Raw genomic sequence first — 22,513 nt, forward strand, 5'->3', positions numbered from 1 at the left:
GCCTCTCGGATCAACCTTGTCGCCCCCACCTATGGGCAGGGGCGGTGCACCGGTCAGCGTGCACTATAGCGTATTACTGCTTGGCAGCAGCCAGCTGAGCGGCAACTTCGGCAGCAAAATCGGTCTCGGCACGCTCGATGCCCTCACCCACTTCGAAACGCACGAAGGAAACCACTTCAGCACCGGCTTTCTTGGCCAGCTCACCGACCTTGACGTCCGGATCCTTGACGAAGGGCTGCTCGATCAGGCTGCCTTCGGAAACAAACTTGTTGATACGGCCCTTGACCATGTTCTCAACAATGTTTTCCGGCTTGCCGGCGATCTTGTCAGCGTTCAGAGCCAGGAAGATTTCCTTCTCTTTGGCGATCGCTTCTTCGGATACCTGGGAGGCATCCAGGAACTGCGGGTTGCTGGCAGCAACGTGCATGGCAATATCACGGGCCAGTTCTTCGTTACCGCCATTCAGGGTAACGACAACACCGATGCGGTGACCGTGCAGGTAAGCACCAACCACATCACCTTCAACGCGGGTCAGGCGACGGATGTTGACGTTCTCACCGGTCTTGGCAACCAGAGCTTCGCGGGCCGCTTCCTGATCAGCGATCAGCGGAGAAGCGTCGGTGTAACCAGCTTCAAACGCCTTGTCCAGGCTGGCAGCAACGAATGCCTTGAAGTCATCCTGCAGAGCCAGGAAGTCGGTCTGGGAGTTGACTTCGATGATGACTGCGGACTTGTTGTCGGCAGCAACCTTGACGGCGATGGAGCCTTCAGCGGCGATATTGCCTGCTTTTTTGGCTGCCTTGATGGCGCCGGAAGCGCGCATGTCGTCAATCGCCTTCTCGATATCACCTTCAGCGGCAACCAGAGCCTTTTTGCACTCCATCATGCCCTGACCGGTACGCTCGCGCAGTTCTTTGACCAGTGCTGCAGTAACTTCTGCCATGGATTCTTCCTCACATAACTGGATTAGTTCCTGCTTCCGATAATCAGCAGGAAGCAACGAATCATCTTGCGATAAACACATTGCAAAAAGGGGGCATCGCCCCCTTTTTGCTACGGCAACAATTCAGCCGTAAGCACCTCAGCCCTCAGAGGCTTCCGGAGCAGCTTCTTCGACGAACTCGTCAGCAGCGCCGGCGTTGCCCTTGCCACGCAATACTGCGTCAGCCATGGCAGCAGCGTACAGCTTGATGGCGCGGATTGCGTCGTCGTTACCCGGGATAACGAAGTCAACGCCATCCGGGCTGCTGTTGGTATCAACGATGCCGATAACCGGAATACCCAGCTTGTTGGCTTCGGTGATGGCAATGCGCTCGTGCTCGACGTCGATGACGAACAGGGCATCGGGCAGGCCGCCCATATCCTTGATACCACCCAGGCTGCGATCCAGTTTTTCCAGATCGCGCGAGCGCATCAGCGCTTCTTTCTTGGTCAGCTTGGCGAAGGTGCCGTCCTGAGACTGAGTCTCCAGGTCGCGCAGACGCTTGATGGACTGACGGATGGTCTTGTAGTTGGTCAGCATGCCGCCGAGCCAACGGTGATCAACATAGGGCTGACCAGCACGTGATGCTTCTTCAGCAATGATCTTGCTGGCAGCGCGCTTGGTGCCGACGAACAGAATCTTGTTCTTGCCGGCAGCCTGCTTTTCCACAAAGCTCAGGGCTTCATGGAACATCGGCATGGTCTTTTCCAGGTTGATGATGTGAATCTTGTTGCGAGCGCCGAAAATGTACTTGCCCATTTTCGGGTTCCAGTAACGGGTCTGGTGGCCGAAGTGCGCACCGGCCTTCAGCATGTCGCGCATAGAGACTTGGGTCATGATAACTCCAGTAAGTCGGGTTGGGCCTCCACGCATCCCAGCATCCAACCCCGAAGGGCACCCAGGATACCGTGTCGATACGTGTGCGGTTTTAAGGTAAATGCCGAGCGAGCTCGATGACTCTTTTCTCAGCGGGGCGCTTTATACCATATCGACCACACTGAATAAAGCATTGCCGTCATGCAGACGACGCACGGCCGGCTCAACAGGCGCGCGCAGGTCTGATAGAATCCCTTGCTTTTCCAACGTCGCCAGCCGGCGCCCAATCAAGAGAGTCCTGCCATGACCGTTACCATCAAAACCGCTGAAGACATTGCCGGCATGCGGGTTGCCGGCCGCCTCGCGGCAGAGGTTCTGGAAATGATCGGCGAGTACGTCAAACCGGGCGTCACCACCGACGAACTCAACACCATCTGCCACGACTACATCGTCAACGTCCAGAAGGCCATTCCAGCGCCGCTCAATTACGGCGGTGCTCCGGGCCGCATGCCCTTCCCCAAATCCATCTGCACCTCCATCAACCACGTCGTCTGCCATGGCATTCCGAATGACAAGCCACTGAAGAACGGCGATGCGCTGAATATCGACGTTACCGTCATCAAGGATGGGTACCACGGCGACACCAGCAAGATGTTCATGGTCGGCGAAGTGCCGGAGTGGGTCGAGCGCCTGAGCCGTGTTACCCAGGAATGCATGTATAAGGGTATCTCGGTAGTGCGCCCCGGCGCCCGTCTGGGTGACATCGGCGCGGTGATTCAGGAACACGCCCATGCCAACCGCTACAGCGTGGTGCGCGAGTACTGTGGCCATGGTATCGGCAAGGTATTCCACGAAGAGCCGCAGATTCTGCACTACGGCCGCGCCGGCACCGGCATGGAGCTGGTCGAAGGGATGACCTTTACCATTGAGCCGATGATCAACCAGGGCCGCCCGGAAACCCGCCTGCTGGGCGATAACTGGACCGCCATCACCAAGGACCGCAAGCTGTCGGCACAATGGGAGCACACCATTCTGGTAACGGCGGATGGTTACGAGGTGCTGACCCTGCGCAGCGAAGAGACCTTCAGCTGACCGGCGACTGATTCGCTGTCCGGCCAACCCGACCTGCCGAGGAACTGAGATGATGGATGACGCACTTTTCGATCCCGGCCAGTTTCAGGCCGAGCTGGCCCTCAAGAGCAGCCCGATAGCGGCCTTCAAGAAGGCCATTCGCCAGGCCGACGCGCTGATTGCCCAGCGCTTCGAGGAAGGGCGCGACATTCACCAGCTGATCCATGAGCGCGCCTGGTTCACCGACCAGATCCTGCAACAGGCGTGGGCCAGACTACCCTGCGCCAACGATCCCGGTATCGCGTTACTGGCAGTCGGCGGCTACGGCCGCGGGGAACTGCATCCGCACTCGGATATCGACCTTCTTATCCTGCTGCGTGGCGACGCAGAGCCCTTTCGCGAGTCGATCGAAGCCTTCCTGATGCTGCTCTGGGATATCGGTCTGGAAGTGGGCCAGAGCGTGCGCAGCATCGAAGAGTGTCAGCATGAAGCCCGCGCCGACATCACCGTCATTACCAACCTGATGGAGTCGCGCACCCTGGCGGGCGACGAGGCGCTGCGCCAGGACATGATGCAGGCGATCGACACCAGCCACATGTGGACCGACGCCGAGTTCTTCCGCGCCAAGCGCGCCGAGCAGCACGCCCGCCACGCCAAGTTCAATGACACCGAGTACAACCTCGAACCCAACGTCAAAAGCTCGCCGGGTGGTCTGCGCGACATCCAGACCATCGCCTGGGTCGCCCTGCGCCACTTCGGCACCAATGACCTGAGCGAGCTGGTCCAGCAAGGCTTTCTGAACGAACCCGAGTACCGCATCCTCGACTCCGGGCGCGCCTTCCTCTGGAAGGTGCGCTTTGCCCTGCATACCCTGTCGGGCCGCGCCGAAGACCGCCTGCTGTTCGACCACCAGCGCGCCCTGGCCAAGCTGCTCGGCTACGAAGGCACCGACAGCAAGCTGGCGGTCGAGCGTTTCATGCAGAAGTACTATCGGGTGGTGATGTCCCTGTCGGAGCTGAACGACCTGCTGATGCAGCACTTCGAGGAAATCTTGCTGCGTGATGCCGAAGCGGCCGACATTCGCCCACTCAACAGCCGCTTCCAGGTACGCAACCATTACATCGAGGTCACCAACCCGAATGTGTTCAAGCGTACCCCGTTCGCGATTCTGGAAATCTTCCTGCTGATGGCCCAGCACCCGGAAATCCGCGGGGTGCGCGCCGACACCATCCGCCTGCTGCGCGACCATCGCCACCTGATTGATGACGACTTCCGCAGCGACATCCGCAACACCAGCCTGTTTATCGAACTGTTCCGCTGCAAGGAAGGCATCCACCGCAACCTGCGCCGAATGAACCGCTATGGCATCCTCGGCCGCTACCTGCCGGAGTTCGGCAAGATCGTCGGCCAGATGCAGCACGACCTGTTTCACATATATACGGTCGATGCGCACACCCTGAATCTGATCAAGCACCTGCGCAAACTGAACCGCCCCGAATACCAGGACAAGTACCCCCTGGCCTGGCGTATCTTCTGCCGTCTGCCCAAGCCGGATCTGCTTTACATGGCGGGGCTTTATCACGATATCGCCAAGGGCCGCGGCGGTGACCATTCGGAACTCGGCGCAGTCGATGCCCAGCAGTTCTGCACCCGCCACCACCTGCCGGCCTGGGACACCCACCTGGTCAGCTGGCTGGTCGAGAACCACCTGCTGATGTCCACTACTGCCCAGCGCAAGGACATTTCCGACCCACTGGAGATCCACGACTTCGCTACCAAGGTCGGCAATCAGGTACGGCTCGACTACCTCTATGTGCTGACCATCGCCGACATCAACGCGACCAACCCGACACTGTGGAACTCCTGGCGCGCGTCCCTGCTGCGCCAGCTGTATACCGAGACCAAGCGCGCCCTGCGCCGCGGCTTGGACAATCCGCCGGATCGCGAAGAGCACATCCGCCAGACCCAGCAGGCCGCGCTCGATATCCTGGTACGCAACGGCATCGAGGAGGAGGATGCCGAAGACCTCTGGTCCGAGCTGGGCGACGACTATTTCCTGCGTCACACCGCCAGCGATGTGGCCTGGCACACCGAGGCGATCGTCCAGCACAACGACCGCCACGGCCCACTGGTACTGATCAAGGAAACCGCCCAACGCGAATTCGAGGGCGCGACCCAGATCTTCATCTATACCCCGGAACAGAACGACCTGTTTGCGGCGACAGTGTCAGCGATGGATCAGCTCAACCTGAGCATTCAGGATGCGCGCATCATCACTTCGACCAGCCAGTTCAGCCTGGACACCTACATCGTGCTTGACTCTGACGGCGGCTCCATCGGCGAGAACCCCGAACGCATCCGCCAGATCAAGCAGGGGCTGGTTGACGCCCTGTCCGACCCGGATGCCTACCCAAGCATCATTCAGCGCCGCGTGCCGCGTCAGCTCAAGCACTTTGCCTTTGCACCCGAGGTCACCATTTTCAACGACCCGAGCGGCCTGCATACCATTCTGGAATTGAGCGCACCGGACCGGCCCGGCCTGCTGGCGCGCATGGGCCGCATCTTCCTCGACTTCGACATCAGCGTGCAGAACGCCAAGATCGTTACCCTGGGCGAGCGCGTGGACGACGTATTCGTCATCACCGACGCCAACAACCAGGCGCTGTCCGACCCGCAACTGTGCGAACGTCTGCAGCAGACCATTATCGACACACTCAGCAGTACCCAGCCGACCGGCCAGGAGTACAGCAGCCCCATTGCCATCGGCCCCTGAGGACACCGCATGAATCACGACCTGCAGCGCCTGCAGCCCTACCCTTTTGAAAAGCTGCGCGCCCTGATCGCCGACGTCACCCCGAACCCGGCACTGCGCCCGATCTCGCTGTCAATCGGCGAGCCCAAGCACCCGTCTCCGCCCTTCGTGCTGCAGGCACTGGCCGACAACCTCAACCAGGCAGCGGTCTACCCGACGACCCAGGGTAAGCCCGAGCTGCGCCAGAGCATCGCCGAGTGGCTGACAAAACGCTTTGCACTGAAACACGGCAGCCTGGATGTCAACGGCAACGTCATCCCGGTCAACGGCACCCGTGAAGCGCTGTTCTCCTTTACCCAGGCACTGATCGCCCGCGATCCGCAGGGGCTGGTGGTCAGCCCCAACCCCTTCTATCAGATCTATGAAGGCGCGGCGTTTCTGGCTGGTGTGGAGCCGCACTACCTGGCCTGCGACGGCAGCAATGGCTTTATCCCGGATTTCGGCGCCGTCCCGGCCGACATCTGGCAGCGCTGTCAGCTGCTGTTTATCTGCACACCCGGCAACCCGACCGGTGCGGTGATTCCGCTGGACACCCTGCAGCAATTGATCAAGCTGGCCGACCAGTACGACTTCGTGATCGCCTCGGACGAGTGCTACAGCGAAATCTACGCCCCGGACGGCCCCGCGCCGGTCGGTCTGCTGCAGGCCTGCGCCGCCATGGGCCGTGACGACTACGCCCGCTGCGTGGTATTCCACAGCCTGTCCAAGCGCTCCAACCTGCCGGGCCTGCGCTCGGGCTTCGTCGCCGGCGACGCCAGCCTGCTCAAGCCGTACCTGACCTATCGCACCTACCACGGCTGCGCGATGCCGATTCACAGCCAGATCGCCAGCATCGCCGCGTGGCAGGATGAAGCGCACGTTGCCGACAACCGCGCCCAGTATCAGGCCAAGTTCGACGCTGTTCTTGCCATTCTCGCCGACGTGATGGAGGTCGAGCGCCCCGACGCCGGTTTCTACCTGTGGCCCAAGACACCCATCGACGACGAGACCTTCACTACCCGACTGCTGGCCGAGCAGAATGTTGCCGTGGTGCCCGGACGTTACCTGTCACGGGAAATTGATGGTTATAATCCCGGCGCCGGACGGGTCCGCATGGCGCTGGTCGCCCCGCTGGACGAGTGTATTGAAGCTGCCGAACGCATCCGCGACTTCATCAGGAGCCTGTAAGCCATGATTACCCTGTACGGCATAAAGGCCTGCGACACCATGAAAAAGGCCCGCACCTGGCTCGACGAGCACGGTGTCGACTACCAGTTTCACGATTACAAGACGCAAGGCATCGACGCCGAACGGCTGCATGCCTGGTGTGCCGAACACGGCTGGGAAGTCATCCTCAACCGCAAGGGCACTAGCTTCCGCAAGCTTGACGACGCGGACAAGGAAAGCATCGATACAGACAAGGCGGTTGCGCTGATGCAAGCCAACCCCTCAATGATAAAAAGACCGGTACTGGATATCGGCTCGCAGCGCCTGGTCGGCTTCAAGCCGGAGTGGTACGCCAGCGCGTTTGAATCCAATGCATAGCACTAGCATCAAAGGAACCGCCCCATGAGTGAATGTTTCAGTCTGGCCTTTGGCATCGGCACCCAGAACAGCGCAGGTGAGTGGCTGGAGGTGTTCTATCCGCAGCCCCTGCTCAACCCCGGCAACGCCCTGGTCGACGTGGTCAAGGCCGAGCTTGGTTATGCCGAAGGCAATCAGGCAATCGGTTTCGCCGCCAGCCAATGCGGCGCACTGAGCCAGGCACTGAATGCGGCCGGTTTCAGCGAGCAGGCCGCCCTGGTCGCGCAAATGGCCGACAGCAGCCGTCCGCTGGTCGCGACCGTACTGGCCAGCGATGAGGCTCCCAGCTCGACCCCGGAAGCCTACCTCAAGCTGCACCTGCTCTCGCATCGCCTGGTCAAGCCGCACGGCGTGGTGCTGGCCGGCATCTTCCCGCTGCTGCCGAACGTTGCCTGGACCACCCAGGGCGCGATCGACATCAGCGAACTGCCGCAGCGCCAGATGGCCGCGCGCATGAAGGGTGAGTCGCTGGTCGTGCATAGCATCGACAAGTTCCCGTCGATGACCGACTACGTGGTTCCGGCCGGCATCCGCATCGCCGACACCGCGCGCGTGCGCTTGGGCGCCTACGTGGGCGAAGGCACCACCGTGATGCACGAAGGCTTTATCAACTTCAACGCCGGTACCGCAGGCACCAGCATGGTTGAAGGCCGCATCTCCGCCGGCGTATTCGTTGGCAAGGGTTCCGACCTTGGCGGCGGCTGCTCCACCATGGGCACCCTGTCCGGTGGTGGCAACATCGTCATCTCCGTTGGCGAAGGCTGCCTGATCGGCGCCAACGCCGGTATCGGTATCCCGCTGGGCGACCGCTGCACCGTTGAAGCCGGTCTGTACATCACTGCCGGTATCAAGGTGGCACTGCTGGACGACGCGGACAATCTGGTCGAAATCGTCAAGGCGCGCGATCTGGCCAACCAGTCCGACCTGCTGTTCCGTCGTAACTCGCAGACGGGCGCCATCGAGTGCAAGACCAACAAGAGCGCGATCCAGCTGAACGATATGCTGCACGCCCACAACTAATCGCCTCCGGCGATCAGTTGTGGGAGCTGTAAGCGGCAAGCCATAAGCTTGAAGCAGCTCGGTGAGAGGCCCGTGCCGGTGACCGGTTCGGGCCTTTTTTATAGCTACAAGCCTCAAGCGGCAAGCGGCAAGCGACAAGCCAAAAGCGCTTTGTGGTTTCAGGCTTACCCCGCCGCGCTTGCAGGTTATAGCGCTGATAACTCCCGTCACTCGAACTGCTTGTAGCTTGCCGCTTGAGGCTTGCAGCTCGCTTGCTGCGCTAGCGGAGCAAGCGCCCAACAGCCTGCGCCGCTGCGACCATCCCAAAGGTGGCTGTGACCATGGTGACGGCGCCGAAGCCGCCGGAGCAGTCCAGGCGCACGCCCTCACCGACGAAGGATTTCTGGGTGCAGACGCTGCCGTCGGGTTTGGGGTAGCGCAATTGCTCTTTCGAGTAGACGCAGGGCACGCCGAAGCTGCGCTTGCTGTCGGCACGGGGGAAGTTGTGGTCCCGGCGCAGCAGTGAGCGGGCCTTGGCGGCCAGCGGGTCGTTGACGGTCTTGGACAAGTCCGCGACGGTAATCTGTGTCGGGTCGATCTGCCCGCCCGCACCGCCGGTGGTGATCACCGGAATCTTGCGGCGGCGGCACCAGGCAATCAGCGCCACCTTGGCGTTGACGCTGTCGATGCAGTCGACAACGCAATCGATGTCATCGGTTATCAGCTCGGCCAGATTGCTGGGCGTGACAAAATCCATCACCGGGCGCACGTCGCACTCCGGGCTGATCGCCCGAAGACGCTCAGCCATCACCTCAACCTTGGGCCTGCCCACCTGGCCGTCCAGCGCGTGCAGCTGGCGGTTGACGTTGCTGACGCAGACCTCGTCCAAGTCGATCAGGCTGATGCGGCCGATCCCGGTACGTGCCAGCGCCTCGGCGACCCAACTGCCGACCCCGCCAATTCCGACGACCACCACATGGCTGGCCGCCAGACGCGCAAGCGCCTGAGTACCATACAAACGGCCAATTCCAGCAAAACGGGGGTCTTCGGTAATCATGGGCATCCTCCTGCGGCGGCACAGTATACCAGCGCCATCCGCCGCTGCATTGGGCAGAAAACAACCAGCCTTGCGCAGGCACCGGCCCGTATAGGGTTGCCCCGGATATCCTGAACTTATCCACAGCATCATCCCCAGCTTCTGTGCACAACAGATGACAAGCCCCACATCGGCGTGGGAAGCTCCCCCTCCAGCTCAGGAGTCAACATGTCGCGCCGCTCATCCAAGCCAACAGCACTGCATCCACGCAACCGTTATCAGGGCCGTTACGACTTCCCCCTTCTGGCCCGCAAGTGCCCGCCACTAAAGGCTTTTATCCGCCAGGGCAAGGATGGACAGACAACCATCGACTTTGCTGATCCGGCCGCCCTGCGCTGCCTCAACGGTGCCCTGCTGACGCACTGGTACGACATCAGTGGCTGGCAGATTCCGGACGACGCCCTGTGCCCGCCCATCCCCGGCCGCGCCGATCTTATCCACCACCTGGCGGATTTGCTTGCCAGCAGCCACGATGGCGTTATCCCCAAGGGCGCGAGCCTGCGCGGGCTGGATGTGGGCACCGGTGCCAACCTGATTTATCCCCTGATCGGTAACGCCGAATATGGCTGGCAATTCGTCGGCAGCGACATTGATGCCGACGCCTTGCGCAACGGCGAGCAGATCCTCGCGGCCAATCCGACCCTGCAGTCCCGGATCGAGCTGCGCCGGCAGGCGGACCCCGCGTGCATTTTCACTGGCATCATCGGCGCCGACGAGCAGTTCGACTTCACCCTGTGCAACCCGCCGTTCTATGCCAGCGCCGACGATGCCCGGCAGGCTAACGAGCGCAAGTGGCAGGGCCTGGGCAAGCAACCCGGCGGACGTAATTTCGGCGGCCGCAACAACGAGCTGTACTGCAGCGACGGCGAGGCGGGCTTCCTGCACCGAATGGCCGAGCAGAGCAGGACCTGCGCGTCGCAGGTGTTCTGGTTCACGACGCTGGTCGCCAGCGCAGCCAGCCTGAAAGCACTGCCCGAGCAGTTGCGCGACCTCGGCGCCACCGACGTACGCATCATCGACATGGGTCAGGGCAGCAAGCGCAGTCGCCTGCTGGCCTGGACCTTCCTCGACAAGAAGCAGCGTCGGGCGTGGCGACGGGCACGCTGGCCCGACACGCGAATCTGAGCAACCCGGTACCGAGCGAGGTCACCGGCTGGAACCGAACGGCCTTACTTGGACAGGCAGCCCTGATCAGGCGGGAAGAGCGCCGCAGGACTCTGGTATCATGGCCCTTCCTCTGCCCAGACGAACCGGAACCATGACCGAGCTATCCCCTACCCTGCAGCTGGCCTGCGACCTTATCTCCCGCAACTCCACCACCCCCGAGGACGCTGGCTGTCAGCAACTGATGGGCGAACGACTGGCGGCGGTCGGTTTCGAGCTGGAGCCTATGCGCTTCGGCGAGGTCGACAACCTGTGGGCAAGACGCGGCAGCGAAGGTCCGGTGTTGTGTTTTGCCGGTCACACCGATGTGGTGCCAACCGGCCCGGTCGAGCAGTGGCAGACCAACCCCTTCATCCCGCAGATTCGCGACGGCATGCTGCACGGCCGCGGCGCAGCCGATATGAAGGGCAGCCTGGCGGCGATGGTGGTGGCGGTCGAACGCTTCGTCGCCGCCCATCCCGACCACAAGGGCTCGATCGCCTTTCTGATCACCAGTGACGAGGAGGGCCCCGCTACCGACGGCACAGTGAAGGTAGTCGAAACGCTGGTCGAGCGTGGCGAAAAGGTCGACTGGTGCATCGTTGGCGAGCCCTCCAGCACTGAGTTGGTAGGCGATATCGTCAAGAACGGCCGCCGCGGCTCGCTCAACGCCCGCTTGGTCATTCGCGGCAAGCAAGGCCATGTGGCCTATCCGCATCTGGCCCGCAACCCGATTCACCTGGCCGCGCCGGCACTGGCCGCGCTGGCCGCCGAGGTATGGGACGAAGGCAACGCGTTCTTCCCGCCGACCAGCTTCCAGATTTCCAATATTCACTCCGGTACCGGCGCGACCAACGTGGTGCCGGGCGAACTGGAAGCCCTGATCAACTTCCGCTTCTCCACCGAATCCACCGTCGAAGGGCTGCAACAGCGCGTCTGCGACCTGCTGGACGCCCACGGCCTGGAGTACGAGCTGCACTGGACCGTATCCGGCCTGCCCTTCCTGACCGAGCCCGGCGCCCTGCTTGACGGGGTCTCGGCGGCGATCAAGCAGGTCACCGGCCGCGCTACCCAGCCATCGACCTCCGGCGGCACCTCGGATGGCCGCTTTATCGCCACCATGGGCACCCAGGTGGTTGAACTCGGCCCGGTCAACGCGACCATTCATCAGGTCAACGAGTGCATCAAGGCCGATGACCTGAACCTGCTGACCGACATCTATCAGGTCACCCTGGAACGGTTGCTGACCTGATGCTGCAGCTGATCTGCCCCCACTGCCACGCGCCGCTGAGCAATCTCGAGCGCCAATGGCGCTGCCCGGCCGGCCACAGCTACGATCAGGCCCGTCAGGGCTACCTGAATCTGCTGCTGGTGCAATTCAAGAACAGCAAGCAGCCGGGTGATACCCCGCAGATGCTGGCCTGTCGTCAGGCGTTCCTGGACGCCGGCCACTACCAACCGGTCAGCGATGCAATCAACCAGCTGCTCGCCGAGGCCAGCCCGCAGACCCTGCTCGACATGGGCTGCGGTGAGGGCTACTACACCGAGCGCCTCGCCCGCGCCCTGCCAGGCACCGCCATCGGCGGCTTCGACATCAGCAAGGACGCCATCATCAAGGCCTGCCGACGCAGCCGCAGCATCCGCTGGATGGTCGCTTCCAGTGCCCGTCTGCCGGTCGCCGACCAGAGCCTGGACGCCGCCCTCAGCGTGTTCAGCCCCTGGTCTGCCGACGAATGCCTGCGCACCGTCAAGCCGGGCGGACGCGTTCTCATCGTTGGCCCGCACAGCGACCACCTGCTGGCCCTGCGCGAACGTCTGTATGATCAGATCCACCCGACACCGGCGCTGATCAAGGCCCTGCCGGACGGACTGCGCATCGCCTCGGAGCAGACCCTGCGCTATCCTCTTCAGCTGACAAGCGAAGATCTGGGTAATCTGATCGGCATGACGCCGCACGGCGTACGCAGCCGCCCCGAACGCCAGCAGACCATTGCCGAGCAAGGTATTGAGGGCCTCGAAGTGGCCATGCAGATGATCATGCTGGAACGTTGCTGATACCACGAACCCCGAAGGAGGAGCCGTGCGCCAACCTGATATCGAAATCTACCTGCGCGACGATCACGTCGCTGACCTGCTGGACTGGCTGCACAAGGTCATGGGACCGCTGACCCTGGATGAACCCAAGGGCCTCACCCAGCATGGTGCCCTGCACGCGGACCAGACCATTCCGCTGATGGTGGTACGCAAGGCTGCGGGAAAATGGGCGAGTATCTGGTTCGACAGCGACGTGACCCCGTGGGAAAGCGACCGCGACTGCGCACGGGCCGTTCACGCCGCACTTGGTCACGAAGTACGCTGTTCGGTGGGCGGCTGGGAGGAAGCGGACGGCGAAGCCGATGCCGACCGCTGGCTGAAGATCAACGCCGACGGCGAACACGAATTTCTCTGGGCGCAGTAAGTGAGCTATCTGCCGGAGATCGACCGCTTCCACATCATCATGGTGGCGTGCAGCTGCGTCATTGTGGCGCTAGCGGTCGTATTGCACTACGAGGTACTGTCACGGCTGCACCGCTTTCTCGACGATACCACCATGGGTGAGCGGCCCCGTATCCTGACCCTGATTTTCGTATTGCTGTTCACCCATATCGCCGAAATCTGGCTATTCGGGCTGAGCGCCTTTTTCCTGCTGCAGATGCCGGAACAAGGCGGCATCAACGGTCTGGATACCATCACCCTGTTCGATACCATCTACCTCTCCGCTACCACTTACTCCACGCTTGGCTACGGTGACCTGACGCCGACCGGACACATCCGCTTTCTCTACGGAACCGAGTCGCTGACCGGGCTGGTGCTGATTACCTGGTCCGCCTCACTGACCTTTATCGAGCTACAAAGACAATGGCAGGGGCGACGCCGGCATCCTTGAAACGGCACCATCGGCCCCCATCAATACGCTATTGTCGGAGGACTTCCCAATGCTGATCTGCTGCCCCCACTGCCAACGCAAGAACCGACTGGACGCCAGTCGCCTGACTGCTGCGCCCATTTGCGGTACCTGCAAGCAACCACTGTTCAACGGCCAGCCCACCGCCGTGGATGCCGCCGGGTTTGCCCGTCATGCCAGCGCGGACCTGCCACTGGTGGTGGATTTCTGGGCAGCCTGGTGCGGCCCCTGTCGTCAGTTCGCGCCGACCTTCAGCCAAAGCTGCAGCCAACACGAGCCCCGTGCGCGCTTTCTCAAGGTTGACACCGAAGCGGCACCCGACCTGGCCGCCCGTTTCGGTATCCGCAGCATTCCGACACTGCTGATCGTGCATCAGGGTAAGGAAGTCGCGCGGATAAACGGCGCACTGCCGGCGGGCGAATTTGATCGCTGGCTGCGCAGCCAGCTGCCTGCGCCAGCCTGAAAAAAGACACAAGAAGCCTTCGGCGCGGGCAAACCCGCGCTGCAGGTGCTGTGCTGCGCAGCTGCCACCGCAGCCGCGCCATCAGGACAAAAACCGGCTACAGCTTGGTGACGTCGTCCGCCTGCAGGCCCTTCTGGCCCTGCGAAACGCTGAACTCGACCTTCTGCCCCTCTACCAACGTGCGGTGACCGTCACCGCGAATGGCGCGGAAGTGCACAAACACGTCCGGACCGGACTCACGCTGAATAAAACCAAACCCCTTGGCATCGTTGAACCACTTGACGGTCCCCTGCTCCCGCTCTGCCATTACCGCAATCCTCGTCATACCTGATCAATTCCGTTATCCGCCTGCGGACAACGCGTGCGCGCCCACCGGGGGCATTCACCCGGTGGTCGTTTTTCGAGTCTAGTTCAGAGATTGGGAGCCGCAAGTAGCGCGGCAAGGCAGCAGCCGCCCAATCAGGCGGCTGCAAGGGGGAGGTCAGTTCTGTTCCGGTTGCCCGGCGGCATCGTCAGCTGTTTTCAGGTCTGCATGGCGCAGCACCATGCGATCATGCTGAGCCACACCCAACTGAAACGCCCAGCGTGCATCCGCGTTGACCGTCAGCGGATTTTCCTCACTCTGGTCGAGCTGGTCGATAGTCAGCCAGTAGGCCCCGCCGACCTCGTAGAGCGATGCATCCAGCGTGGCACCGGACCAGCTGCCGAGCTGCATGACCAACACCGGCTCACCCAGCTCAAGGGCAGTGCGCGGGGACACGTTCTGCGCCCGCAGATCGGCCAGCGCCAGCACCATCGAGTTCAGCTTGCGCTCCTGACCGGCACCCTCGCCGTCCGCCAGCTTGAAGTTGTAATCACCCTCGCTGGCCTTGTCGAGCCGCAGCTCCTCGCCATCGGCATAACGCCAGTGCGCGGTGGCGACCTGCTCCAGCGGAATCTGGCTGACCTGCAGATCGAGCCAGTCCTGCGGGTTGGCCGACATGCTCAGCGCCCGATTAACCAGCCAGACCTGATCCTCATTGGCGAAACGCACCAGTTGATCACTGCCAACCTTGTTGCCGAAGAGCAGGCCAAAACCGCCTTCAGCGGCCTTGACGCTGACCCCCAGGGCACTGTCGTTACCCTCGCCCTCGGTCAGACCAAGGCGCGCGTGGTAATCGGGGTTGGACGTTTTGGCCTCGATCACCCGCGCCTCGCGCAGCGCCAGCAGCAGCGCTGCCAGACGCTCGCGCTGGAGCGGGAACTGGTCACGATTGGCGACCGTCCAGGCCTCACCATCACGCTGCAGCACTACTTGCTGTCCGGCGCGTGCCAGCTCGATCTGTTCAACCGCCGCCAGCTGCGACAGTTTCGCCTCGTCCAGCAACGGCTGGCTCTGCAGATCGGTCACCCGATCACTATTGCGTACCTGCAGGGCGACCGCCACAAGCGCCGCCGCGATCAGGGCCAATGCGATAAGAATGATCTTGCGCATATCGTCTCCTCAGCGTTTGCGGCGGGCGCGACCCAGCAGCCACCAGAACAGCACACCCAGGGTCAGCAGGGCTGGCACAGCTGCGGTATTGAGCCACTTCAGCCGGCTACCCAGCTCGTCAATATCGGCATTGAGCTGATAGCGCACATCACGCAGTTGCTTGCGAATGGCCAGCTTCTCGTCGAGGAAGGCCTGGATCGCATCGCGCTGCTCGGTGGTCAGCTCGGTCAACTGGCCGGGATCCTGGCTCTGCTGCAACTGCGCGAGTTTCTGGTCGGTCTCGGCCAGCCGTTGCTGCAAGCGCTCCTCGCTGGCACGGAAGCGGCTTTCGGCCTTGCGCTGCAGCTCTTCAACCACGGTGAACGGACGGCTGAAGTCGCCACGCGAACGCACACTGATCAGCGCTTCCGACCCGGACAGGTTATCCAGTGCGTTGACCAGCAGACCGGCGTTCTCCGCCCATGGCTGGGCAATGCGCTGACCGAACAGATCACGCACCTGGGTCCACATGCGGTCGGTCAGCATATCGGTGTCGGCGATAACCACCACATTGATGTTATCTGCCTGCGTCAAGCCGGGTTCATACCCTTCAAGCCCCTGCGGGTAGGCCGATTTGGCCGGCCCGTGCAGACGTGCAGCCAGGGTATAGACGTTGTCGTCCGGCGTGAACGCCTTGAGCAGGTCCTCGGGGTCCTGCAGGTTGGCGAAGGCATCGCTCGGTAGCAACGCACTGTCTTTAGTGCTCTGCAACAGCGGAGTAAAGCGGGTCTCACTGCCCTCGACCGGCACCAGCGCGCCACCGGTCGCGTAGGTCAACAACTGCAGCGGGGCGGTAATGGTATCGTCGGCATCGATCTGCGCGGTTTCCACCTCAAGCCAGCCGATGTGACGGGCCGGGCGCTGACCAGGGCCACGACCAACCGCCATGCCCTGCTGGGCGTCGACCACAACCCTGGTCGGATCATAGGCCACACCCCAGGCCTGCAGCAGCGGCCCAAGATCAGATGCCTTGCCGTCCGCCATGCCCTGAATCATCGCCTCCATGCCCTGATCGGCCTCAGCGAAGGGATCCACATAAGCCAGCAGCTTGCCGCCACGCAGCACAAACTGGTCAATGGCGTACAGCGCCGATTCGGTCAGTGCCTTGGGATGGATCAGCAACAGCACGCCGATATCCTCGGGAATACTGTCGATATCCTCGGCCAGCGGCTTGACCTCGAACACCTGCCGCACCTGCTCAATCGACATCCAGGGAGCAGCGGGCTGCTGGGTGTAGGGGTTCATGCCGCCATCCACCGGCAGGCCGGAGATAAGACCGATTGCCGGCTTGTCGGGCTTGGCCAGGGTGCTGACCAGACGGCTGAGCTCATACTCGAGCATGCCTTCCTGCTCGAGTGCGAAGAACGGAATCACCTCACGCTGGGCCAACTCGTTGGTACCGGCCAGACCGAAGTACAGCGATTCACCGCTGTCGCTCAGCGGAATCGCCTGAAGGCCGAACTCGGCAGCGCGATCCTCGGCCTCGGAGAACGGCTCGGGGTCGATAATGTGCAGACGAATCTGGCCATTGGCGCGGCGCTCATACTCCTTGAGCATTTCCTCAACCCGACGCTGGTAGTTGCGCAGCACGGTCAGGTCCTTGCTCGCCGAGTCGGAGAAAAAGAAGTACAGATCAATCGGCGCATCCAGCTCGTCAAGAATCTGCTTGGTGCCATCGGACAGGGTGAACAGCTTCTGTTCGGTCAGATCCAGTCGCGCGCCGGGCAGCAGCACGTTGGTTGCCATATTGAATGCAAAGAAGGCCAGCAGCAGCACCAGCAGGCCGGCACCGGAATACATTAGACGTTTCATAGAGTCAGCTCCTCAGTCGGCCTTTTTCAGGTCGATGACAACCGCCGTCGCGAGCAGCCAGGCGCCCATCAGCGAGAAGAAATACAGCAAATCGCGCAAATCCAGCACCCCCTTGCTGATCGCTTCAAAGCGGGTCAGAAAGCTGAACGAGGCGAGCGTATCGAGCACCCACTGCGGTGCCCAGCCACTGAAGGCGTTCTGCACCATGGATACCCCGCTGACAACAAACAGGAAGCACACCACCACACTGAGAATAAAGGCGATGACCTGGTTCTTGGTCAGTGCCGACATGCAGGAGCCGATGGCCAGATAGCCGCCAGCCATCAGCCAGCTGCCGATATAGCCGGTCAGGATCGCGCCGTTATCCGGCGAGCCAAGGTAATTGACGGTCAACACCATCGGGAAGGTCAGCAACAGCGCGATACCGACGAACACCCAGGCGGCGAGAAACTTGCCCAGCACCATAGCGGCTCGGGACACCGGCAGGGTCATCAGCAATTCGATGGTCCCCGACTTGCGCTCCTCCGCCCACAGCCGCATGGCGACCGCCGGAATCAGGAACAGGTACAGGCCCGCATGGAAGTTGAAGAAGGCGATGAGATCAGCCTGACCCGCCTCATAGAAGCCACCGACGTCAAAGGTAAACAGCGACGCCATGACCAGAAAGATGACGATGAAGATATAGGCCAGCGGCGTGGCAAAGTAACTGCCCAGCTCGCGGCGGAAGATTACACCCAGATTGTTCATACCGACTCCCCCGAGGTCAGACTGCGGAACACGTCGTCCAGACGACCGCGCTCCACCGACAGCTCATTGACCTGCCACTGCTGCTCACGCGCCAGTTGACCGACCGCCGGGAAGATCACCTCACCCGGTTTGGCCAGTACGGTCAACGCAAGACCGTCTGCCGAGCGCTCAACCGCGACCACACCGGGCAGCGATTCGAGCGCAGCGCTGTCAGCGGGCGCAGCGAGCGACAGGGTCACCGCCTGGTGATAGCGCGAGCGCGCTTCCAGCTCGTCAGGCGTACCGTCAGCCAGCAGGCGGCCCTTGCCGATAATCACGGCACGCGAGCAGACTGCACTGACTTCTTCGAGGATATGGGTGGAAATCACAACAATCTTGTTGCTGCCTTCGGCCAGTTGCTGAATCAGCCGGCGAACCTGATGCTTCTGGTTTGGGTCCAGACCATCGGTGGGCTCGTCCAGAATCAGCACCTGCGGGTCGTGCAGAATGGCCTGGGCCAGACCGACCCGGCGCTTGAACCCTTTGGACAGCGTCTCGATCCGCTGGCCGAGCACGTCCTGCAGTTCGACCTGCTCAACGGCGCGCTGCACCTGACGCTGGCGCTCGGCACCAGTCAGGCCACGAACACTGGCGATAAATTCAAGGAAGCCCTTGACGCGCATGTCGCCGTAACACGGAGCACCTTCAGGCAGATAGCCCATCTTCTGCTGCGCCAGCAGCGTCTGGGTCTGAATATCGAAGCCGCAGACCGACGCCGAACCGCCATCAGGCGTCAGAAATCCGGTCAGCATCTTCATGGTGGTGGACTTGCCGGCCCCGTTGGGCCCGAGAAAACCGAGCACTTCACCCGGCTTGACGTCAAACGACAGATTGTCGACGGCGACGTGATCGCCGAAGCGTTTGGTCAGGCTGTTTATGCTTATCATGCCTTTTATTATTCCCCCAGAATGGTCTTTCGCGCGGTCTGCGGCTGGCTTCTGCGGCCAGCGATCGCCCCTGATACCCATGTCGGTTTACGACAATGCAACTGTGCAGTGGTTCACAATCGCGAGAGGCAAAATGCCCCGTCTCCGGCCGGATAAGGATGCGCACGAGGCAGTGACTATATGAATCCCCCCGGTGCATTTCAAGCAACCATTTGCCGGGCGGTGCCGCCGCCGCCATGACAGGCTGCGAGCGGCCGCCAAACCCGCTAAAATCCACCTCAAGCCGCCTTGCGAAATCCGGCTACCGCCCACGCTGCCACAGAGATGTCCATGTCCGCTTCCTATTCCTCATTGTTCGGTCGCCTGCGTTTCGGTCTGGCTCGCCGCCTGCTGTATCTGTGGGCACGCTCGCGCCGGATCGGCGAAGGCGATGACATCGGCATAGACCCGCAGCGACCGGTAATCTATGTTCTGCCCTACCGCTCTCTGAGTGACCTTATCGTCGCCGACCGCGAATGCGTGCGCGCCGGCCTGCCGCGTCCGGTGCGTGTCCCGCTGCCACCGCTCGACGAACGCGAATCCTACGTTTTCCTGAGTCACGAGCGCTCCTGGGTGGGCCGCCCGGACCCACGCGCGCAGTCGCCACGTCTGGGCAAGGTACTGGACTGCGCCCTGAGTGACAGCGCCGATGTTCAGTTGGTACCCGTGACCGTATTCTGGGGGCAGTCACCAGACAGTGAATCATCGCCGCTGAAGTTACTGTTCGCCTGGAACTGGGTGGGCGGCCGCCTGCGCAAGTTTCTCGCAATCCTGCTGCAGGGGCGCAAGGTGCGCGTACACTTCGGCCCGCAGGTGCCATTGCACACACTGCTTGAACCGGGAATGGACCGCCAGCGCGCGATACGCCGGGTCAACCGGGTGCTGCGCGTGCACTTCCGCCAGCAACGCGCCGCTGTGGTCGGCCCTGAGCTGGTTCACCGCCGCACTCTGCTCAAGGGACTGCTGCATGCCCCGCTGGTGCGCGAGGCGATCACCCGCGAGGCCAGCGAAAAGGGGATTGACGAGAGCAAGGCGCAGGCCATGGCCTCCCGCTATGCCAACGAGATCGCCTCGGACTTCACCTACACCATCATCCGCTTCCTTGAGGTAGTACTGAGCTGGTTCTGGAACAAGCTGTACGACGGCATTCGGGTCAATAACATCAAGCCGATCCAGGACATCGCCCGCGGCAATGAAATCATCTATGTGCCCTGCCACCGCAGCCACATCGACTACCTGCTGCTGTCCTACCTGCTGTTTCGCAACAGCATGACCCCGCCGCACATCGCCGCCGGCATCAACCTCAACATGCCGGTAATAGGAGGCATTCTGCGCCGCGGCGGCGCCTTTTTCATGCGTCGCAGCTTCAAGGGCAATCAACTCTATACCGCCGTGTTCAACGAGTATCTGCACGCGCTGTTCAGCCGCGGCTTCCCGGTGGAATACTTCATCGAAGGCGGCCGCTCGCGCACCGGGCGCATGCTCAGCCCCAAGACCGGCATGCTGGCGATCACCCTGCGCAGCTTCCTGCGTTCCTCGCGCCGCCCCATCGTCTTCGTACCGGTCTATATTGGCTACGAGCGGGTACTGGAGGGCCGCACCTACCTTGGCGAGCTGCGCGGCCAGGCAAAGAAAAAAGAATCGGTCTTCGATATCTTCCGCGTGCTGTCAGCCCTCAAGTTGCCGTTCGGCCAGGTGGCGGTGAACTTTGGTGAACCACTGGCGCTGGCCGACTTCCTCGACCGCGAGCAACCCGGCTGGCGCAACCAGTCGATGGGGCCGGACTACCGCCCGGCCTGGCTGAACGACACCACCAACACCCTGGCCCGCGAGCTGACCAGCGGCATCAGCGCGGCCGCCGACGTCAACCCGGTCAACATGGTCGCGCTGGTCATGCTGTCCACTGCGCGTCTGGCGCTGGACGAGACCTCGCTGGCCCGCTCGCTGGATCACTACAAGGCGCTGCTGCAGGCGGTGCCCTACAGTGGCGGCGTGACCCTGCCGAATATCTCGGGCCAGGAAATGATCGAGCACGTTGAGGCCATGCAGATGATTGATCGCCAGTCCGATGCCCTCGGCGAAATCATGCGGCTGGACGAACCACAGGCGGTCCTGATGACCTACTACCGCAACAACGTGCTGCATCTGGTCGCGTTGCCGGCGCTGATTGCCTGCCTGTTCCAGAACAACCCGCGCATGACCCGCGAGCAGATTGAGCGCCTGGTCATGGGTATCTATCCCTACCTGCAGAACGAGCTGTTTCTGCGCTGGAAGGAGGAGCACCTACCCGGGGTAATTCAGCAATGGATCGACAGCCTGATCGCGCAGCAACTGCTGCGCGAGGCCGATGGCCAGATCCAGCGCCCGGACCTGAGTTCACCCGAGTTTGTCATGCTCAGCCTGCTGTCGCGCAGCATCATCCAGATTCTGGAACGCTTTTATATGGTCGCGGCGCTGCTGCTGAACTTTCCCAATGGCAGTCAGACTGCAGAGCAGCTGGAGGCCCGCTGTACGGTGATGGCACAGCGGTTGTCGATCCTGCACGGGTTGAACGCACCGGAATTCTTCGACAAGACCCTGTTCCGCCAATTCATCCAGCGCCTGACCGCTGAACAGGTGCTCAGCGCCGACGCCGAGGGCCGACTGAGTTACGTAGCCGGACTCGAAGATATTGCCGAAAACACCGCCAAACGCGTCCTGAGCGCAGAGGTGCGACTGTCGATCCGACAGGTGGCACGCAGCGCCGAAGGCTCAGGCAAACCGGCAAGTGCGGCATGACGGTACGTTACTCGAGTTTTTTCTTGCCGTAGATATCGTAGCGACTGGACTGGCCGGCCATCTCGGCGCTGGGGCGCTGGCCGGCAATGGCCGGCGCCTTGCGCGGCCGCTTGACCACGACCCGGTGACTGGCCAGCTGCAGCGCCGCCGCCAACAGCTCGGGCGCGTCATCGTCATCGCCGGCGAGCGGGCGGAACAAGCGCATTTCCTTTTTTACCAGCGCAGACTTGTCCCGGTGCGGGAACATCGGGTCCAGATGAATGACCTGAGGCACCTCCAACTGCCAATCCCCCATCGCGGCAATCGCATCGCAGTGCACCAGGTGCATGCGCGTGGCGATTTCCGCAACCTCCCCCCCTGCCGCACGGGCCCGCTGCAAACCGTCCTCAAGCAACGCAGCGATCACCGGCTGACGCTCAAGCAGCGTGACCTCGCAGCCCAGCGAGGCAATCACGAAGCCGTCGCGCCCCAAGCCTGCGGTGGCATCAAGCACGGTGGGCCGAATATTGCCGCGAATACCCACCGCACGCGCCACCATTTGCCCGGCCCCGCCGCCAAACTGACGGCGGTGCGCCATCGCCCCGTTGACAAAGTCGACGCGCACCGCACCGGGTGCGCCATCTGCAGTGCTGCGCAATGCCAGCCCGTCATCATCGAACTCCAACAGCAACCCCGCTCCGTCCGGCAGATCCGCCAGCACCGGCAACTGCAGCCGCGCCGCCAGCGCCTGGGCAGCGACCTGAAAGCGGCTGTCCCGCCAGTTGACCGCCAGGGTTAGGGGCATGTCGTCAGTCATGAGGTTTCCTGTT

The 22,513-nt window shown here is 62.2% G+C and carries 21 protein-coding genes; 12 read left to right on the forward strand and 9 right to left on the reverse strand.

Annotated features, from left to right (window positions below; all coding sequences use genetic code 11):
* Positions 1-73 precede the first annotated feature (73 nt).
* Both tsf and rpsB read right to left on the reverse strand, forming a co-directional pair.
* Positions 74-943 carry a translation elongation factor Ts gene (tsf, locus tag ACZ5WQ_RS09655; protein ID WP_464382241.1) on the reverse strand — a complete coding sequence of 290 codons (870 nt, stop codon included), beginning with the start codon at positions 941-943 and terminating at the stop codon, positions 74-76.
* Between the two features lie 138 nt (positions 944-1,081).
* Entirely contained in the window at positions 1,082-1,819 is a 738-nt protein-coding gene (gene rpsB / locus ACZ5WQ_RS09660) for a 30S ribosomal protein S2 (RefSeq protein ID WP_228245150.1), read from the reverse strand.
* 282 nt (positions 1,820-2,101) lie between these two features.
* Between rpsB and map the strand changes: the two genes are divergently transcribed.
* From map to dapD, 5 genes are read left to right on the forward strand one after another with little or no spacing between them, the layout of a single operon-like run.
* Positions 2,102-2,890 (forward strand): type I methionyl aminopeptidase, encoded by a 789-nt coding sequence (gene map / locus ACZ5WQ_RS09665; RefSeq protein ID WP_269686864.1) that lies wholly within the window; start codon positions 2,102-2,104, stop codon positions 2,888-2,890.
* A 52-nt stretch (positions 2,891-2,942) separates the two neighbouring features.
* On the forward strand, positions 2,943-5,642 hold the full coding sequence (locus ACZ5WQ_RS09670) for a [protein-PII] uridylyltransferase (RefSeq protein WP_228245148.1): 2,700 nt from the start codon (positions 2,943-2,945) through the stop codon (positions 5,640-5,642).
* Between the two features lie 9 nt (positions 5,643-5,651).
* Positions 5,652-6,848, forward strand: coding sequence for a succinyldiaminopimelate transaminase (gene dapC / locus ACZ5WQ_RS09675; RefSeq protein ID WP_464382242.1), 1,197 nt, complete (start codon positions 5,652-5,654; stop codon positions 6,846-6,848).
* Positions 6,849-6,851: 3 nt separating this feature from the next.
* Positions 6,852-7,205, forward strand: a complete 354-nt coding sequence (locus ACZ5WQ_RS09680) for an ArsC family reductase (protein ID WP_464382243.1) — start codon at positions 6,852-6,854, stop codon at positions 7,203-7,205.
* Positions 7,206-7,229: 24 nt separating this feature from the next.
* Complete coding sequence (gene dapD, locus ACZ5WQ_RS09685) at positions 7,230-8,264, forward strand: 2,3,4,5-tetrahydropyridine-2,6-dicarboxylate N-succinyltransferase (RefSeq protein WP_088273388.1); 1,035 nt, start codon at positions 7,230-7,232, stop codon at positions 8,262-8,264.
* Between the two features lie 259 nt (positions 8,265-8,523).
* On the opposite strand, the gene tcdA is transcribed toward dapD, so the two are convergent.
* The gene (tcdA, locus tag ACZ5WQ_RS09690; RefSeq protein WP_464382244.1) at positions 8,524-9,306 is read right to left on the reverse strand and encodes a tRNA cyclic N6-threonylcarbamoyladenosine(37) synthase TcdA; all 783 of its coding nucleotides are present in this window, start codon (positions 9,304-9,306) and stop codon (positions 8,524-8,526) included.
* 201 nt (positions 9,307-9,507) lie between these two features.
* On the opposite strand from tcdA, the gene rlmF reads away from it, so the two are divergent.
* The 6 genes from rlmF (at position 9,508) to trxC (ending at position 13,889) form a co-directional block, all read left to right on the forward strand.
* Positions 9,508-10,464, forward strand: coding sequence for a 23S rRNA (adenine(1618)-N(6))-methyltransferase RlmF (gene rlmF / locus ACZ5WQ_RS09695; RefSeq protein WP_464382245.1), 957 nt, complete (start codon positions 9,508-9,510; stop codon positions 10,462-10,464).
* A 100-nt stretch (positions 10,465-10,564) separates the two neighbouring features.
* Entirely contained in the window at positions 10,565-11,734 is a 1,170-nt protein-coding gene (gene dapE / locus ACZ5WQ_RS09700) for a succinyl-diaminopimelate desuccinylase (RefSeq protein ID WP_464382246.1), read from the forward strand.
* Positions 11,734-12,537 carry a putative RNA methyltransferase gene (locus ACZ5WQ_RS09705; protein WP_464382247.1) on the forward strand — a complete coding sequence of 268 codons (804 nt, stop codon included), beginning with the start codon at positions 11,734-11,736 and terminating at the stop codon, positions 12,535-12,537. The genes dapE and ACZ5WQ_RS09705 overlap by 1 nt, the downstream gene beginning before the upstream one ends.
* 25 nt (positions 12,538-12,562) lie before the next feature.
* Complete coding sequence (locus ACZ5WQ_RS09710; protein WP_088273381.1) at positions 12,563-12,940, forward strand: hypothetical protein; 378 nt, start codon at positions 12,563-12,565, stop codon at positions 12,938-12,940.
* Positions 12,941-13,408 (forward strand): ion channel, encoded by a 468-nt coding sequence (locus tag ACZ5WQ_RS09715; RefSeq protein ID WP_088273380.1) that lies wholly within the window; start codon positions 12,941-12,943, stop codon positions 13,406-13,408.
* A gap of 49 nt (positions 13,409-13,457) precedes the next feature.
* Positions 13,458-13,889 (forward strand): thioredoxin TrxC, encoded by a 432-nt coding sequence (gene trxC / locus ACZ5WQ_RS09720; protein ID WP_464382248.1) that lies wholly within the window; start codon positions 13,458-13,460, stop codon positions 13,887-13,889.
* A 97-nt stretch (positions 13,890-13,986) separates the two neighbouring features.
* Here trxC and ACZ5WQ_RS09725 read toward each other — a convergent pair whose 3' ends face one another.
* The 5 genes from ACZ5WQ_RS09725 to ACZ5WQ_RS09745 form a co-directional block, all read right to left on the reverse strand.
* Positions 13,987-14,196 carry a cold-shock protein gene (locus tag ACZ5WQ_RS09725; RefSeq protein WP_088273378.1) on the reverse strand — a complete coding sequence of 70 codons (210 nt, stop codon included), beginning with the start codon at positions 14,194-14,196 and terminating at the stop codon, positions 13,987-13,989.
* A gap of 174 nt (positions 14,197-14,370) precedes the next feature.
* A complete protein-coding gene (locus tag ACZ5WQ_RS09730; RefSeq protein ID WP_228245136.1) occupies positions 14,371-15,363 on the reverse strand; it encodes a DUF4340 domain-containing protein in 993 nt (330 codons plus the stop codon).
* Between the two features lie 9 nt (positions 15,364-15,372).
* Positions 15,373-17,214, reverse strand: coding sequence for a GldG family protein (locus ACZ5WQ_RS09735; protein ID WP_228245135.1), 1,842 nt, complete (start codon positions 17,212-17,214; stop codon positions 15,373-15,375).
* Between the two features lie 12 nt (positions 17,215-17,226).
* Positions 17,227-17,961: an ABC transporter permease gene (locus ACZ5WQ_RS09740; protein WP_088273375.1), complete on the reverse strand. Its 735-nt coding sequence runs from the start codon at positions 17,959-17,961 to the stop codon at positions 17,227-17,229.
* The gene (locus ACZ5WQ_RS09745; RefSeq protein ID WP_335600346.1) at positions 17,958-18,887 is read right to left on the reverse strand and encodes an ABC transporter ATP-binding protein; all 930 of its coding nucleotides are present in this window, start codon (positions 18,885-18,887) and stop codon (positions 17,958-17,960) included. Before ACZ5WQ_RS09745 ends, ACZ5WQ_RS09740 begins: the two co-directional genes overlap by 4 nt.
* 330 nt (positions 18,888-19,217) lie before the next feature.
* On the opposite strand from ACZ5WQ_RS09745, the gene plsB reads away from it, so the two are divergent.
* Positions 19,218-21,704: a glycerol-3-phosphate 1-O-acyltransferase PlsB gene (plsB, locus tag ACZ5WQ_RS09750; RefSeq protein WP_464382249.1), complete on the forward strand. Its 2,487-nt coding sequence runs from the start codon at positions 19,218-19,220 to the stop codon at positions 21,702-21,704.
* Between the two features lie 7 nt (positions 21,705-21,711).
* Here plsB and ACZ5WQ_RS09755 read toward each other — a convergent pair whose 3' ends face one another.
* Positions 21,712-22,500, reverse strand: a complete 789-nt coding sequence (locus ACZ5WQ_RS09755) for a class I SAM-dependent methyltransferase (protein ID WP_464382250.1) — start codon at positions 22,498-22,500, stop codon at positions 21,712-21,714.
* Positions 22,501-22,513 lie beyond the last annotated feature (13 nt).

This window comes from Halopseudomonas sp. T1L2 (genome assembly GCF_055397385.1).

Bases quoted from the DNA above. Each gene is read 5' to 3' on its own strand.
- tsf (WP_464382241.1), bottom strand. From the start codon at position 943: ATGGCAGAAGTTACTGCAGCACTGGTCAAAGAACTGCGCGAGCGTACC.
- rpsB (WP_228245150.1), bottom strand. From the start codon at position 1,819: ATGACCCAAGTCTCTATGCGCGACATGCTGAAGGCCGGTGCGCACTTC.
- map (WP_269686864.1), top strand. From the start codon at position 2,102: ATGACCGTTACCATCAAAACCGCTGAAGACATTGCCGGCATGCGGGTT.
- ACZ5WQ_RS09670 (WP_228245148.1), top strand. From the start codon at position 2,943: ATGGATGACGCACTTTTCGATCCCGGCCAGTTTCAGGCCGAGCTGGCC.
- dapC (WP_464382242.1), top strand. From the start codon at position 5,652: ATGAATCACGACCTGCAGCGCCTGCAGCCCTACCCTTTTGAAAAGCTG.
- ACZ5WQ_RS09680 (WP_464382243.1), top strand. From the start codon at position 6,852: ATGATTACCCTGTACGGCATAAAGGCCTGCGACACCATGAAAAAGGCC.
- dapD (WP_088273388.1), top strand. From the start codon at position 7,230: ATGAGTGAATGTTTCAGTCTGGCCTTTGGCATCGGCACCCAGAACAGC.
- tcdA (WP_464382244.1), bottom strand. From the start codon at position 9,306: ATGCCCATGATTACCGAAGACCCCCGTTTTGCTGGAATTGGCCGTTTG.
- rlmF (WP_464382245.1), top strand. From the start codon at position 9,508: ATGTCGCGCCGCTCATCCAAGCCAACAGCACTGCATCCACGCAACCGT.
- dapE (WP_464382246.1), top strand. From the start codon at position 10,565: ATGGCCCTTCCTCTGCCCAGACGAACCGGAACCATGACCGAGCTATCC.
- ACZ5WQ_RS09705 (WP_464382247.1), top strand. From the start codon at position 11,734: ATGCTGCAGCTGATCTGCCCCCACTGCCACGCGCCGCTGAGCAATCTC.
- trxC (WP_464382248.1), top strand. From the start codon at position 13,458: ATGCTGATCTGCTGCCCCCACTGCCAACGCAAGAACCGACTGGACGCC.
- ACZ5WQ_RS09725 (WP_088273378.1), bottom strand. From the start codon at position 14,196: ATGGCAGAGCGGGAGCAGGGGACCGTCAAGTGGTTCAACGATGCCAAG.
- ACZ5WQ_RS09730 (WP_228245136.1), bottom strand. From the start codon at position 15,363: ATGCGCAAGATCATTCTTATCGCATTGGCCCTGATCGCGGCGGCGCTT.
- ACZ5WQ_RS09735 (WP_228245135.1), bottom strand. From the start codon at position 17,214: ATGAAACGTCTAATGTATTCCGGTGCCGGCCTGCTGGTGCTGCTGCTG.
- ACZ5WQ_RS09740 (WP_088273375.1), bottom strand. From the start codon at position 17,961: ATGAACAATCTGGGTGTAATCTTCCGCCGCGAGCTGGGCAGTTACTTT.
- ACZ5WQ_RS09745 (WP_335600346.1), bottom strand. From the start codon at position 18,887: ATGATAAGCATAAACAGCCTGACCAAACGCTTCGGCGATCACGTCGCC.
- plsB (WP_464382249.1), top strand. From the start codon at position 19,218: ATGTCCGCTTCCTATTCCTCATTGTTCGGTCGCCTGCGTTTCGGTCTG.
- ACZ5WQ_RS09755 (WP_464382250.1), bottom strand. From the start codon at position 22,500: ATGACTGACGACATGCCCCTAACCCTGGCGGTCAACTGGCGGGACAGC.